The following is a 13,886-nucleotide window of genomic DNA, read 5'->3' on the forward strand; positions in this document are numbered from 1 at the left end:
AAGAATCAACTTAGGTAAAGGTGAATATGGGTAAAGCTCTTGTCATCGTTGAGTCCCCGGCAAAAGCCAAAACGATCAACAAGTATCTGGGTAATGACTACGTGGTGAAATCCAGCGTGGGTCATATCCGTGATTTGCCGACCAGTGGCTCAGCAGCTAAAAAGAGCGCCGACTCTACCTCCACCAAAACGGCTAAAAAGCCCAAAAAGGATGAACGTGGCGCTCTCGTCAACCGTATGGGGGTTGATCCGTGGCACAACTGGGATGCGCACTATGAAGTGCTGCCCGGTAAAGAGAAGGTCGTCTCTGAACTGAAACAGTTGGCGGAAAAAGCCGACCACATCTATCTCGCAACCGACCTTGACCGCGAAGGGGAAGCCATTGCATGGCACCTGCGGGAAGTGATCGGCGGCGATGACGCGCGCTACAGTCGCGTAGTCTTTAACGAAATAACCAAAAATGCCATTCGCCAGGCGTTTGAACAGCCGGGCGAGCTGAACATTAACAGGGTCAACGCCCAGCAAGCGCGCCGCTTTATGGACCGCGTGGTAGGCTATATGGTCTCGCCGCTGCTGTGGAAAAAGATCGCCCGTGGTTTGTCGGCAGGTCGCGTTCAGTCTGTCGCGGTCCGTCTGGTCGTTGAGCGCGAGCGCGAGATTAAAGCGTTTGTTCCGGAAGAGTTCTGGGAAATTGACGCTAATACGACGACGCCGTCTGGCGAGGCGCTACCGCTACAGGTCACGCATCAGAACGACAAGCCATTCCGGCCGGTAAATCGCGAGCAGACGCTTGCCGCCGTCAGCTTGCTGGAAAAAGCGCGCTATAGCGTACTGGAGCGTGAAGACAAACCGACCAGCAGCAAACCTGGCGCGCCGTTTATCACCTCCACGCTACAACAGGCGGCCAGCACCCGGCTGGGCTTTGGCGTGAAGAAAACCATGATGATGGCGCAGCGTCTGTATGAGGCGGGCTACATCACCTATATGCGTACAGACTCCACCAATCTGAGTCAGGATGCGGTCAACATGGTGCGCGGTTATATTGGCGATAATTTCGGCAAGAAATACCTGCCGGATAACCCGAACCAGTACGCCAGCAAAGAAAACTCTCAGGAAGCGCACGAAGCGATCCGTCCTTCCGATGTTGCTGTCATGGCGGAGTCGCTGAAAGACATGGAGGCTGACGCGCAGAAGTTGTATCAGCTAATTTGGCGTCAGTTTGTCGCCTGTCAGATGACGCCAGCACAATATGACTCCACTACGCTTACCGTTGGCGCTGGCGAATTCCGTCTGAAAGCGCGTGGGCGTATTTTGCGCTTTGACGGCTGGACAAAAGTGATGCCGGCGCTGCGTAAAGGCGATGAAGATCGCACATTGCCTGCCGTGAATAAGGGCGATGCGCTGACGCTACTTGAATTGACGCCTGCTCAGCACTTTACTAAACCGCCAGCCCGTTTTAGCGAGGCTTCTCTGGTTAAAGAGCTTGAGAAGCGCGGTATTGGTCGTCCGTCTACCTATGCGTCGATTATCTCGACCATTCAGGATCGCGGCTATGTTCGCGTTGAAAACCGTCGTTTCTATGCGGAAAAAATGGGTGAAATCGTCACCGATCGGCTGGAAGAAAACTTCCGCGAATTGATGAACTACGATTTTACCGCGCAGATGGAAGATAGTCTGGATCAGGTTGCAAATCACCAGGCCGAGTGGAAAGCGGTACTGGATAACTTCTTCAGCGATTTTACTCAGCAGCTCGATAAAGCCGAGAAAGATCCGGAAGAAGGGGGGATGCGTCCTAACCAGATGGTGCTGACCAGCATCGACTGTCCAACCTGTGGCCGTAAAATGGGAATTCGTACTGCCAGTACGGGGGTTTTCCTTGGATGTTCAGGTTATGCGCTTTCGCCGAAAGAGCGTTGTAAAACGACCATTAACCTGGTGCCGGAAAATGAAGTTCTGAACGTGCTGGAAGGCGACGACGCCGAAACCAACGCCCTGCGCGCCAAGCGTCGCTGCCAGAAGTGCGGTACGGCGATGGACAGCTATCTGATCGATCCGAAGCGTAAATTGCATGTGTGTGGTAATAACCCGACCTGTGACGGCTACGAGATTGAAGAAGGCGAGTTTCGCATCAAAGGGTATGACGGCCCGATCGTTGAGTGTGAGAAATGTGGTTCCGAAATGCACCTGAAAATGGGGCGTTTTGGTAAGTACATGGCCTGTACTAACGACGAATGTAAAAATACCCGTAAGATCTTGCGTAACGGCGAAGTTGCGCCGCCGAAGGAAGATCCTGTTCCATTGCCGGAACTGCCGTGTGAAAAATCGGACGCGTACTTTGTGCTGCGCGATGGCGCCGCAGGGATATTCCTGGCGGCCAATACGTTCCCGAAATCACGCGAAACGCGCGCGCCATTAGTCGAGGAGCTTTACCGGTTCCGCGATCGCCTGCCGGAAAAACTGCGGTATCTGGCGGATGCGCCGCAGCAGGATCCGGAAGGTAATAAAACCGTGGTTCGCTTTAGCCGCAAAACAAAACAGCAGTACGTTGCGGCGGAAAAAGACGGGAAGGCGACGGGATGGTCAGCGTTCTTCGTCGACGGCAAGTGGGTTGAAGGCAAGAAATAACCCCTGCCTGTCGCCACTATAGTCAAGCGGGCCGCGTAAGCGGCCCTTTTTTATATCCCCTTCATATTTCAAGTGGCTTATGTGTTGGCTACGGATTACTCGGCCCATCCATGGGCCTCGCCATGACGGGCCGTCGCACGCGACGTTCAAATCTGCTCCCGGCAGATTTGTCGCTCACCCCAGTCACCTGGTTATCTATGCTCCTGGGAACTCACTCCCTTGTCGCCTTTAAGCAACTCGAATTATTTTGAGTATAGCGGGCTTATTATTTTATCGCGCTGGCTATACAGTTCAGATATAAATGATATAGTGGTTATAGTTAACACCTTTTTTATTATTAAATCGTATTAGCAGCCAGATTAAGTCTGCAGATAAACGATGGCCTGATGGCGCTAATTTGGATGATGTATTATGAAATTGCAGCAGCTTCGTTACATTGTTGAAGTGGTTAATCATAACCTTAACGTCTCCTCTACCGCTGAGGGGTTGTATACTTCCCAGCCGGGGATCAGCAAGCAGGTTAGGATGCTGGAAGATGAGCTTGGCATCCAGATTTTCGCCCGCAGCGGTAAGCATCTGACTCAGGTGACGCCCGCAGGTCAGGAGATTATTCGTATTGCGCGTGAGGTGCTTTCCAAAGTCGATGCCATTAAGTCGGTCGCCGGCGAGCACACCTGGCCGGATAAAGGCTCGCTCTATATTGCCACTACCCATACTCAGGCGCGTTACGCATTGCCAGGCGTGATTAAAGGCTTCATCGAGCGTTACCCGCGCGTTTCGCTGCACATGCACCAGGGGTCGCCAACGCAGATTGCGGAAGCGGTATCGAAAGGGAACGCCGATTTCGCGATTGCCACGGAAGCGCTGCATTTATATGACGATCTGGTGATGTTGCCATGCTATCACTGGAACCGTTCGATAGTGGTGACGCCGGATCATCCATTGGCGGCAACGTCTTCCGTAACGATTGAAGCGCTGGCGCAGTATCCTCTGGTGACGTATACCTTCGGCTTTACCGGGCGTTCCGAACTGGATACCGCTTTTAATCGCGCAGGATTAACGCCGCGGATCGTCTTTACTGCAACCGATGCGGATGTGATTAAAACCTATGTCAGGTTGGGGCTGGGCGTTGGCGTCATTGCCAGCATGGCGGTCGATCCGCTTGCCGATCCTGATTTAGTGCGGATTGACGCGCACGATATTTTTAGCCACAGCACCACAAAAATTGGTTTTCGCCGTAGTACTTTTTTACGCAGCTATATGTATGATTTTATCCAGCGTTTTGCGCCGCATTTGACGCGTGATGTGGTGGATACGGCGGTGGCTTTGCGTTCTAATGAAGAAATTGAAGCGATGTTTCAGGATATAAAGCTGCCTGAAAAGTAATATCACCGTCGGTTTGTGTCGTAGTGGCATGGCAGACAAAGCCGCCTTTTGCAATATCCCTCGAAGTATTACGGGTAATGATCAGCAAAATAGTGTTGAATTACCCGTCCCGCCAGTTTCTTTTTCCAAATAGTTATCTTGAGTCAAAAGATTGATTTATTCACTGGCAACGATTCGTAAATTGACTGGATTTTTGACTAAAGTTTATTTAGGATTTGTCTCATCTGGTGATTAATTGTACCGATTGTTTGGTGCTGAAATGATAAGTGATACCGATAGCATGAGGTTAGTAATGCCTTCTGAAAACCAGGAACCGCGCCGCGACCCTGAGCTCAAACGTAAAGCATGGCTGGCGGTTTTTGTGGGTTCTGCGCTGTTCTGGGTAGTGGTAGCGCTTGTTATCTGGCATTGGTGGGGCTAAGTGAGCATTACGTCGGAACGCGAGCGCGTGATCGCGCCCCCGATTCAATCTTGTGACGATGATAACCCCCCGGATACGACCGTTTTTCGGTCTGTTCCGCAACACTGGACGCTCACACCGCAGCAGCGGGCATTTATTGATGCTTTTGCTGATGAGGTGTCACAAAAATAATATCCGTCTTTTTATTGGCGTTATTGTTTTATTAACGCTGTCTTATTACACCGCAGCAACCGTGTGCTGAGCGCCTCTCAGTATTGATTAAACACAGTTGGTGTCGCCTATGTTAACGTCAAATATAAAGTATTGGTCATGGACTGGCGCGTTTATATTATCGCTACTGTTCTGGGCCGAGTTAATCTGGATTGCCGTCTAATCTCGTCAAAGCCCGATAATGCGTTATTTATCGGGCTTTTTCATCTTCGCTCCTCGCCTGTTAGGTTTCTCCTCTTTTAGCAATTTGGGTTGTTATCAAAACGTTACATTTTGTTTGTGTTATCTTTAATACAACCCTGTGGAGAATCAGGGTAACGCAACCCTGTCATTTAAGGAGGAGCTATGTCGTCAACCCTACGAGAAGCCAGTAAGGATACATTGCAGGCCAAAGATAAAACGTATCATTACTACAGTCTGCCGCTGGCTGCCAAATCCCTGGGCGATATCGCCCGTTTGCCCAAATCACTTAAAGTGTTACTGGAAAACCTGTTGCGCTGGCAGGACGGCGAGTCTGTGACTGATGAAGATATTCAGGCGCTGGCCGGTTGGCTTAAAAATGCCCATGCCGATCGTGAAATTGCCTGGCGGCCCGCCCGTGTCCTGATGCAGGACTTTACCGGCGTGCCTGCCGTTGTCGACCTGGCGGCGATGCGTGAAGCCGTTAAACGCCTCGGCGGCGATACGTCGAAAGTGAACCCGTTATCGCCGGTTGATCTGGTTATTGACCACTCTGTGACGGTCGATCATTTCGGCGATGACGATGCGTTTGAAGAAAACGTGCGGCTGGAAATGGAACGTAACCATGAGCGTTATATGTTCCTGAAATGGGGAAAGCAGGCATTCAGCCGTTTCAGCGTGGTGCCGCCCGGAACCGGCATTTGCCATCAGGTTAACCTGGAATACCTGGGTAAAGCCGTCTGGAGCGAATTACAGGACGGGGAGTGGATTGCTTACCCGGACTCGCTGGTGGGGACTGACTCCCATACGACCATGATTAATGGTCTGGGCGTATTGGGGTGGGGCGTGGGCGGTATCGAAGCGGAAGCGGCGATGCTTGGTCAGCCCGTGTCGATGCTTATCCCGGATGTCGTCGGCTTTAAGTTAACCGGTAAACTTCGGGAGGGGATCACCGCCACTGACCTGGTGCTCACCGTCACGCAAATGCTGCGTAAGCATGGCGTCGTGGGTAAATTTGTTGAATTTTATGGTGATGGTCTGGATTCGCTGCCGTTGGCGGATCGCGCGACCATCGCTAATATGTCGCCGGAATATGGCGCCACCTGTGGTTTTTTCCCCATTGACGCCATCACCCTGGAATATATGCGATTAAGCGGGCGTAGCGACGATCTGGTCGAGCTGGTTGAAGCCTACGCGAAGGCGCAGGGAATGTGGCGCAATCCCGGAGACGAACCGGTATTTACCAGTACTCTGGAACTGGATATGGGCGATGTCGAGGCCAGTCTGGCCGGGCCGAAACGCCCGCAGGATCGCGTAGCGTTAGGCGATGTGCCGAAAGCCTTTGCCGCCAGCGCCGAGCTGGAGCTGAATACCGCGCAAAAAGATCGCCAGCCGGTTGACTATACGATGAACGGACAGCCATATCAGCTTCCGGATGGCGCTGTCGTCATTGCCGCCATCACCTCCTGCACGAATACCTCGAATCCCAGCGTGCTGATGGCGGCGGGATTACTGGCGAAAAAAGCAGTAACGCTGGGGTTGAAGCGTCAACCGTGGGTCAAGGCTTCTCTGGCGCCGGGGTCAAAAGTGGTATCTGACTATCTGGCGCAGGCCAAACTTACGCCTTATCTGGATGAACTCGGTTTTAACCTGGTCGGTTATGGCTGTACGACCTGTATCGGGAACTCTGGTCCGTTGCCTGAGCCTATTGAGACCGCGATTAAAAAAGGCGATCTGACGGTAGGGGCCGTACTTTCCGGTAACCGAAATTTTGAAGGGCGTATCCATCCGTTGGTGAAAACGAACTGGCTGGCGTCGCCGCCGCTGGTGGTCGCGTATGCGCTGGCCGGAAACATGAATATTAACCTCGCGACAGACCCGCTGGGGTATGATCGTAAAGGCGATCCGGTATACCTGAAGGATATCTGGCCTTCAGCGCAGGAAATTGCCCGCGCCGTTGAACTGGTATCATCGGATATGTTCCGTAAAGAGTATGCGGAAGTGTTTGAGGGCACGGAAGAATGGAAATCGATTCAGGTTGAATCGTCCGATACCTACGGCTGGCAGTCGGATTCAACCTATATTCGCCTGTCGCCTTTCTTTGATGAAATGCAGGCCCAGCCTGCGCCAGTCAAAGATATCCACGGCGCGCGTATCCTGGCGATGCTGGGGGATTCGGTAACGACCGACCATATTTCTCCGGCCGGCAGTATCAAGCCGGACAGTCCCGCTGGACGCTATCTGCAAAACCACGGCGTTGAGCGGAAGGATTTTAACTCTTATGGATCACGGCGCGGCAACCATGAAGTGATGATGCGCGGTACGTTCGCCAATATTCGTATTCGCAACGAAATGCTGCCCGGCGTCGAAGGTGGGATGACGCGGCATTTGCCGGGTACGGAAGCGATGTCGATTTATGATGCCGCGATGCTCTACCAGCAGGAAAAAACGCCGCTGGCGGTGATTGCCGGGAAAGAGTATGGGTCGGGATCGAGCCGTGACTGGGCGGCAAAAGGTCCGCGGCTGTTAGGTATTCGCGTGGTGATCGCCGAGTCGTTCGAACGTATCCACCGCTCAAACCTGATTGGGATGGGGATCCTGCCGCTGGAGTTTCCACAGGGCGTAACGCGTAAAACGCTGGGACTGACCGGGGAAGAGGTGATTGATATCGCGGATCTGCAAAACCTGCGCCCTGGCGCGACCATTCCGGTGACGTTAACGAGATCGGACGGCAGCAAAGAAACGGTGCCTTGTCGCTGTCGAATTGATACCGCCACCGAGCTGACTTACTACCAGAATGACGGCATATTGCACTATGTCATTAGAAATATGCTGAACTAAAGCCGTTTATCGGGCCTGCCGTAAACAGGCAGGCCCGCGCTTTAATACCAGTGGCTTACTTGCTTAGCAGGTGGCCCATTTTGGCCGCTTTAGTATCGAGATAATGCTCATTATTTGGATTACGACCCACAATGAGCGGAACGCGTTCCACAATATTAATTCCCGCCTCGGTCAGTATTTCGACTTTCTTCGGATTATTGGTCAGCAGGCGAACTTCATCCACGCCCAGTAATTTGAACATATCCGCGCACAGGGTGAAATCACGCTCATCGGCGGCAAAGCCGAGCTGATGATTGGCCTCCACCGTGTCATAGCCTTGATCCTGTAACGCATAAGCGCGAATTTTATTAAGCAGGCCGATATTGCGGCCTTCCTGACGGTGGTAAATCAGAATACCGCGTCCTTCTTCCGCAATATGCGTCAGCGCGGCTTCCAGTTGAAAACCACAATCACAGCGCAGACTAAAAAGCGCGTCCCCGGTAAGACATTCGGAATGAACGCGAGCCAAGACCGGCGTTTTACCTGAAATATCGCCAAAAACCAGCGCGGCATGGTCGTGTCCGGTTGCCAGTTCTTCAAATCCCACCATCAGAAAGTCACCCAATGGGGTTGGCAGTTTGGCTTCTGCCACACGTTTAAGCTGCATGTATTTCTCCAGATTATGCTGACGCCTGCGGTGTCGTCGCCTGTTGGCTTGTATCCCGCTATTTTGCCATAAGGCGGCGGTCATCACCTAATCACTACCACGTAATTGCTCAGGAATGGCACAAATTTGTCAATTTTCCAGTCCGGCGAGAATTTTCAGTTATGATTGTGATACTTACTTATAAAAGGAGCATCCATGCTTTCAATTGCGAAGCGCACCGCGGCAGGAGCCGCCCTGTTGCTTATCATGCCGCTTGCCGTATGGGTATCAGGCTGGCAGTGGCAGCCAGGACATCAGGTCTGGTGGCTAAAAACGCTATTCTGGATAACGGAAACCGTGACCAAACCCTGGGGCGTTATCACGCATGTGATTCTTTGTGGATGGTTCTTATGGTGCCTGCGATTTCGCCTGCGCGCCGCCATTATGCTGTTTGCGATTCTCGGCGGGGCGATTATCGTCGGGCAGGGCGTGAAGTCATGGGTAAAGGAGCGCGTACAGGAGCCGCGGCCATTTGTGGTCTGGCTTGAAAAAACGCACCATATTCCCGTCGATGAGTTCTACACTTTAAAGCGTACAGAACGCGGACATTTAGTGAAAGAGCAGTTGGCCGGGCAACAGAACATCCCCGTTTTCCTGCGTCAGCACTGGCAAAAAGAGACGGGCTTTGCGTTTCCCTCCGGACATACCATGTTTGCAGCGAGCTGGGCGCTTTTGGCCGTGGGTCTGTTATGGCCGCGCAGACGGGCTTTCACCATCGCGTTTTTGTTAGTCTGGGCGACCGGCGTAATGGGCAGCCGTTTGCTTTTGGGAATGCACTGGCCGCGAGATTTAGTGGTCGCCACGCTTATCTCCTGGCTATTAGTTACCCTGGCGACCTGGCTGGCGCAGCGAATTTGCGGGCCGCTTATGCCGCCTCGTGAAGAAGCGCAAGAAATTGCTGAACGCGAGCAGGAAAGCTGACAACGGTTGATTTTCTGACTATTGCCCTTAAATCATCTGATGGCGGGCGCATTTCCATTTCGCGCGAGGCGGGAAAATGGTAATTTAGAAGGCTGGATGCGGTAAGTTGGACACGATTTATTCGCGCAAACCACATAACGGGAAGTAATGTGAAATATTTACTCATTTTCTTACTGGTATTGGCGATTTTTGTTATTTCGGTGACGCTGGGCGCGCAGAATGATCAACAGGTGACGTTTAACTACCTGCTGGCGCAAGGGGAGTATCGTATCTCCACGTTGCTTGCTGTGCTGTTCGCCGTCGGTTTTGCGATTGGCTGGCTGATTTGCGGCCTGTTCTGGCTGCGGGTCCGCGTTTCCCTTGCCCGTGCTGAACGTAAAATTAAACGACTGGAAAACAAGCTTTCGCCAGCAACCGACGTTGCGGTCCCTGCCGATTCGTCGGTTGTAAAGGAATAATCATTTATGTTGGAGTTGTTATTTCTGCTGTTGCCTGTAGCCGCTGCCTATGGGTGGTATATGGGTCGCAGAAGTGCGCAACAAACAAAACAGGATGAAGCTAACCGCCTGTCGCGCGATTATGTCGCAGGGGTTAACTTCCTGCTGAGTAACCAACAAGATAAAGCGGTGGATCTGTTCCTCGATATGCTTAAAGAGGATACCGGCACCGTTGAGGCTCATCTCACTCTCGGTAATCTGTTTCGCTCACGCGGCGAAGTCGATCGCGCCATCCGTATTCATCAAACGCTCATGGAAAGCGCTTCATTGACCTATGAACAGCGTTTACTGGCTGTTCAGCAACTGGGGCGCGACTATATGGCCGCCGGTTTATATGACCGCGCGGAAGATATGTTTAACCAACTTACCGACGAAACGGAATTTCGCGTAGGCGCGTTACAGCAGCTCTTGCAAATCTATCAGCTAACCAGCGACTGGCAAAAGGCGATCGAAGTAGCAGAACGGCTGGTGAAACTGGGCAAAGATAAACAGCGTATCGAAATCGCCCATTTTTACTGTGAGTTAGCGTTACAGCAGATGGGCAACGACGACATGGATCGCGCGATGGCGTTGCTGAAAAAAGGTGCCGCCGCAGATAAAAATAGCGCCCGGGTGTCTATCATGATGGGGCGCGTTTATATGGCGAGAGGGGATTACGCCAAAGCGGTCGAAAGCTTGCAACGTGTGATCGTTCAGGATAAAGAGCTGGTCAGCGAAACGCTGGAGATGCTGCAAACCTGTTATCAACAGCTCGGTAAAAATGCCGAGTGGGCGGAGTTTTTACGTCGCGCCGTTGAGGAGAATACCGGTGCTGGCGCTGAGTTAATGCTTGCCGATATTCTGGAAGCGCGTGAAGGTAGTGACGCAGCTCAAGTCTATATTACGCGTCAGCTACAGCGACATCCTACCATGCGGGTGTTCCATAAGCTGATGGATTACCACCTCAACGAGGCGGAAGAAGGGCGAGCGAAAGAAAGCCTGATGGTACTGCGTGATATGGTTGGCGAGCAGGTGCGCAGTAAACCGCGGTATCGTTGTCAGAAATGCGGTTTTACCGCCTATACCTTGTACTGGCACTGTCCGTCCTGCCGGGCATGGTCGACCATTAAACCTATTCGCGGACTTGATGGGCAGTAGTATATAAAAAAAGCCTTACTTTAGTTACAACATACTTTATGACATAAGACAAGAAACAACGCTGGCATCGGCAACCAGAGCTTATCAGGTTGTCAATCGAACCTGTTAATTTCCCTGCGCCGCAGGTAGAATGCACGCCGTTTATCCAATTTGCGCCACTTCCGGTGCCCATCATCAAGAAGGTCTGGTCATGACGTTTACTGCTTCATCTTCTTCCCGCGCTATTACTGAATCGCCTGTCGTTGTGGCGTTGGATTACCATGAACGCGATAAAGCCCTGGCGTTTGTCGATAAAATCGATCCTCGCGATTGTCGCTTAAAAGTGGGCAAAGAGATGTTCACGCTGTTTGGTCCACAACTCGTTCGGGATCTCCAGCAACGTGGGTTTGATGTCTTTCTTGATCTAAAATTTCATGATATTCCCAACACCACGGCCCGGGCAGTCGCCGCAGCGGCAGACCTGGGCGTCTGGATGGTAAACGTTCACGCGTCTGGTGGGGCGAGAATGATGGCCGCAGCGCGCGACGCGCTGGCGCCATTCGGTAAAGATGCGCCGTTGCTCATTGCCGTGACCGTGTTGACCAGTATGGAAACCAGCGATCTGCGCGATCTGGGCGTGACGTTGTCACCGGCGGAACATGCGGAGCGGCTGGCGCGCCTGACGCAGCAATGCGGGCTGGATGGCGTGGTCTGTTCCGCTCAGGAAGCGGTCAGATTTAAACAGGCCCTTGGCGCTGCATTTAAGCTGGTGACGCCGGGCATTCGGCCCGCAGGCAGTGAGGCAGGCGACCAGCGACGCATTATGACGCCCGAACAGGCATTATCCGCTGGCGTCGACTATATGGTGATTGGCCGCCCGGTTACGCAATCGGTAGATCCGGCGCAAACGCTGAAGGATATTAACGCGTCACTGAAACGGGAGGCATAATGAGCGATTCCAATAGTCGTCTGGTTTATTCAACACAGACGGGGCGCATTGAAGAACCTAAAACGGCGCCGGTTCGTCCCAAAGGGGATGGTATCGTTCGCATTCAGCGTCAAACCAGTGGCCGTAAGGGTAAAGGCGTATGTTTGATTACCGGTATCGAGATGAATGATGCTGAATTAACCAAACTGGCGGCTGAACTGAAGAAAAAATGCGGCTGTGGCGGGGCAGTAAAAGAAGGGATTATTGAAATTCAGGGTGATAAACGCGACTTGATAAAATCATTGCTGGAAGCTAAAGGAATGAAAGTAAAATTAGCTGGCGGCTAATGAAAACGCCACGGTTGTAAATTACCGTGGCGTAAAAGTCAACTTTGTCTATTTTTGTAATCCAGACCTGAAAAGAATAAACGTATTATTTTGAGCCGTTCAATATTTAAACGTCTGGATTATTTTCCAACCTGGTGACCAATCACGCCGCCGACCGCCGCGCCGCCCAGGGTGCCTAATGTACTGCCGTCCGTTAACACTGCGCCGCCTAACGCCCCCGCACCTGCGCCAATAGCCGTGTTGCGATCGCGCTTGGACCAGTTTGAGCAGGCGCTCAGAGACATTGCTACGGTGATTGCCAGCACAGCAGCGGCCATTTTTTTGCTCGTCATAAACATAATACTCTCTCCTGAATTAACGATTCACGGAATTAAGCTCACTATAACTATAGTTAAAATAAAACCTGTTAAGAGATTTTCCGTAAAACCTGATTGCGCAGGGGTATATCACGCAGGTGATAGTCACTTCCTGTTATTTCGCTAATATTAATTTTACGACGTTACGCTCGTTACAACAGGTAAATAGTCTTAATTGGGATGTCAGAAAAGTCTTAGAGAGAGGATGATTTGCCATAGGGCAAACCATCGGGAAATATTTTAAACGGATGAGCCAATAACATTGACTAGCAGCCCCGCATGTTCTAACTGCATTTGATCGCTGGCGGAAATTCTGGAATCCGTAATGACACGATGGAAGCGAGAGAGCGGGCCCAGGGGATAGGGATGCACACAGCCAAATTTGGAGCTGTCGGTGAGGACAATCGCTTCTGAACCTTTTTCCAGAACAGCGTTAACCACATCCGATCGCATCATATCGCGTCCGGTAAAACCGGTATCAGCCTGCCAGCCATCAATACCGATAAATGCTTTGCTGAAATGCACTTGATGGATAAACTGTCGCGTCAACGGCCCTACCATGCTTTCACTTTTTTTCTGATAGATTCCACCGAGGAGAATGACTTCGCAAGGGGTCTCTTTGAGCAGGTGCGCGATATAACTGCTCACGGTGATGATCGTGACATCTTTTTGTTCCGCCAGCGTCCGGGCCAATAGCGCATTGCTGCTGCCATTTTCAATAAAAACGGATTCCCCTGGACTGACCAGCGAGGCGGCGAACTCCGCCAGTCGGCGTTTTAGCGTGTAGTTCGTCATCATGCGAGTCTCTACGTCATCGCTCTCAAGCGAAACGGCGAAACCGTGCGCACGGCGTAAATAGCTCTGCTTTTCCAGGGTATTCAGATCCTGACGAATCGTGACTTCAGATACGCCGGTAATTTTCGCCAGTTCAGCAACGCTCATCTGGCCTTTATCAACCACCATTTGCAAAATTGATTGTTGTCGGGAGTTCATAGTATTAATTTTATTCGTTAAGAGGAGTCAACAGACAGTCAGAGAGCCGGGAAGGGCTAACGGCCATCCCGGACAAATAATCGCTATCAGATTTCCCAGAGCGACCCGGGAGCCTGGGATGGCGAGATACCGTCTTTAACCTGATCTAACAGCTCTGCTCTCAATATTTCAAGGTTATTGATGGCCGAGTGGTAATCGCCAGCAACAAGGATATCCAGCACGGTATCAATGCGTGCGGCAATTCGTTGTGCTTCGATATCAGACATGTTTGTCATCCTTAATGTCAGAAAAGGTTTCAATTCATGATGCAGAAATTAATCTGAAAAGAGAAGGGAAAAATAGGGCTATGCCTGTCTGCACAGGCTGTTCTCCCTATTATCG

Annotated in this window: 14 protein-coding genes; 10 read left to right on the forward strand and 4 right to left on the reverse strand. The window is 51.7% G+C overall.

Going from position 1 to position 13,886, the window contains the following annotated elements:
• The first annotated feature begins 26 nt into the window (after positions 1 to 26).
• From topA to acnA, 5 genes are all read left to right on the forward strand, one after another.
• Entirely contained in the window at positions 27 to 2,624 is a 2,598-nt protein-coding gene (gene topA / locus K8W53_RS10745) for a type I DNA topoisomerase (RefSeq protein ID WP_000513593.1), read from the forward strand.
• A 411-nt stretch (positions 2,625 to 3,035) separates the two neighbouring features.
• Positions 3,036 to 4,010 carry an HTH-type transcriptional regulator CysB gene (gene cysB / locus K8W53_RS10750; protein ID WP_000776233.1) on the forward strand — a complete coding sequence of 325 codons (975 nt, stop codon included), beginning with the start codon at positions 3,036 to 3,038 and terminating at the stop codon, positions 4,008 to 4,010.
• A gap of 280 nt (positions 4,011 to 4,290) precedes the next feature.
• Entirely contained in the window at positions 4,291 to 4,431 is a 141-nt protein-coding gene (locus tag K8W53_RS10755; RefSeq protein ID WP_213083417.1) for a YmiA family putative membrane protein, read from the forward strand.
• A 280-nt stretch (positions 4,432 to 4,711) separates the two neighbouring features.
• Positions 4,712 to 4,804 (forward strand): small membrane protein YmiC, encoded by a 93-nt coding sequence (gene ymiC, locus K8W53_RS10760; protein WP_223148964.1) that lies wholly within the window; start codon positions 4,712 to 4,714, stop codon positions 4,802 to 4,804.
• Between the two features lie 182 nt (positions 4,805 to 4,986).
• Entirely contained in the window at positions 4,987 to 7,662 is a 2,676-nt protein-coding gene (gene acnA / locus K8W53_RS10765; RefSeq protein ID WP_000099464.1) for an aconitate hydratase AcnA, read from the forward strand.
• Positions 7,663 to 7,717: 55 nt separating this feature from the next.
• Here the strand turns inward: acnA and ribA are convergent, their stop codons facing one another.
• Positions 7,718 to 8,308, reverse strand: coding sequence for a GTP cyclohydrolase II (ribA, locus tag K8W53_RS10770; protein WP_001176284.1), 591 nt, complete (start codon positions 8,306 to 8,308; stop codon positions 7,718 to 7,720).
• Between the two features lie 195 nt (positions 8,309 to 8,503).
• On the opposite strand from ribA, the gene pgpB reads away from it, so the two are divergent.
• The 5 genes from pgpB to yciH all read left to right on the forward strand — a co-directional run bounded on the left by pgpB (position 8,504) and on the right by yciH (position 12,156).
• Positions 8,504 to 9,268: a phosphatidylglycerophosphatase B gene (pgpB, locus tag K8W53_RS10775; RefSeq protein WP_058654690.1), complete on the forward strand. Its 765-nt coding sequence runs from the start codon at positions 8,504 to 8,506 to the stop codon at positions 9,266 to 9,268.
• A gap of 149 nt (positions 9,269 to 9,417) precedes the next feature.
• The gene (locus K8W53_RS10780) at positions 9,418 to 9,726 is read left to right on the forward strand and encodes a LapA family protein (protein WP_000876301.1); all 309 of its coding nucleotides are present in this window, start codon (positions 9,418 to 9,420) and stop codon (positions 9,724 to 9,726) included.
• Between the two features lie 6 nt (positions 9,727 to 9,732).
• Positions 9,733 to 10,902, forward strand: a complete 1,170-nt coding sequence (gene lapB, locus K8W53_RS10785; protein WP_000891378.1) for a lipopolysaccharide assembly protein LapB — start codon at positions 9,733 to 9,735, stop codon at positions 10,900 to 10,902.
• 190 nt (positions 10,903 to 11,092) lie between these two features.
• Entirely contained in the window at positions 11,093 to 11,830 is a 738-nt protein-coding gene (gene pyrF, locus K8W53_RS10790) for an orotidine-5'-phosphate decarboxylase (protein ID WP_072106045.1), read from the forward strand.
• Positions 11,830 to 12,156, forward strand: coding sequence for a stress response translation initiation inhibitor YciH (yciH, locus tag K8W53_RS10795; RefSeq protein ID WP_001285199.1), 327 nt, complete (start codon positions 11,830 to 11,832; stop codon positions 12,154 to 12,156). The genes pyrF and yciH overlap by 1 nt, the downstream gene beginning before the upstream one ends.
• Before the next feature lie 119 nt (positions 12,157 to 12,275).
• Here yciH and osmB read toward each other — a convergent pair whose 3' ends face one another.
• From osmB to K8W53_RS10810, 3 genes are all read right to left on the reverse strand, one after another.
• Positions 12,276 to 12,494, reverse strand: coding sequence for an osmotically-inducible lipoprotein OsmB (osmB, locus tag K8W53_RS10800; RefSeq protein ID WP_000481166.1), 219 nt, complete (start codon positions 12,492 to 12,494; stop codon positions 12,276 to 12,278).
• A 258-nt stretch (positions 12,495 to 12,752) separates the two neighbouring features.
• Entirely contained in the window at positions 12,753 to 13,505 is a 753-nt protein-coding gene (locus K8W53_RS10805; protein WP_001088594.1) for a DNA-binding transcriptional regulator YciT, read from the reverse strand.
• An 86-nt stretch (positions 13,506 to 13,591) separates the two neighbouring features.
• A complete protein-coding gene (locus K8W53_RS10810; RefSeq protein WP_023225069.1) occupies positions 13,592 to 13,771 on the reverse strand; it encodes a hypothetical protein in 180 nt (59 codons plus the stop codon).
• Positions 13,772 to 13,886 lie beyond the last annotated feature (115 nt).

The sequence above is a fragment of the Salmonella sp. A29-2 genome, from assembly GCF_020150755.1.
Classification (GTDB): domain Bacteria; phylum Pseudomonadota; class Gammaproteobacteria; order Enterobacterales; family Enterobacteriaceae; genus Salmonella; species Salmonella enterica.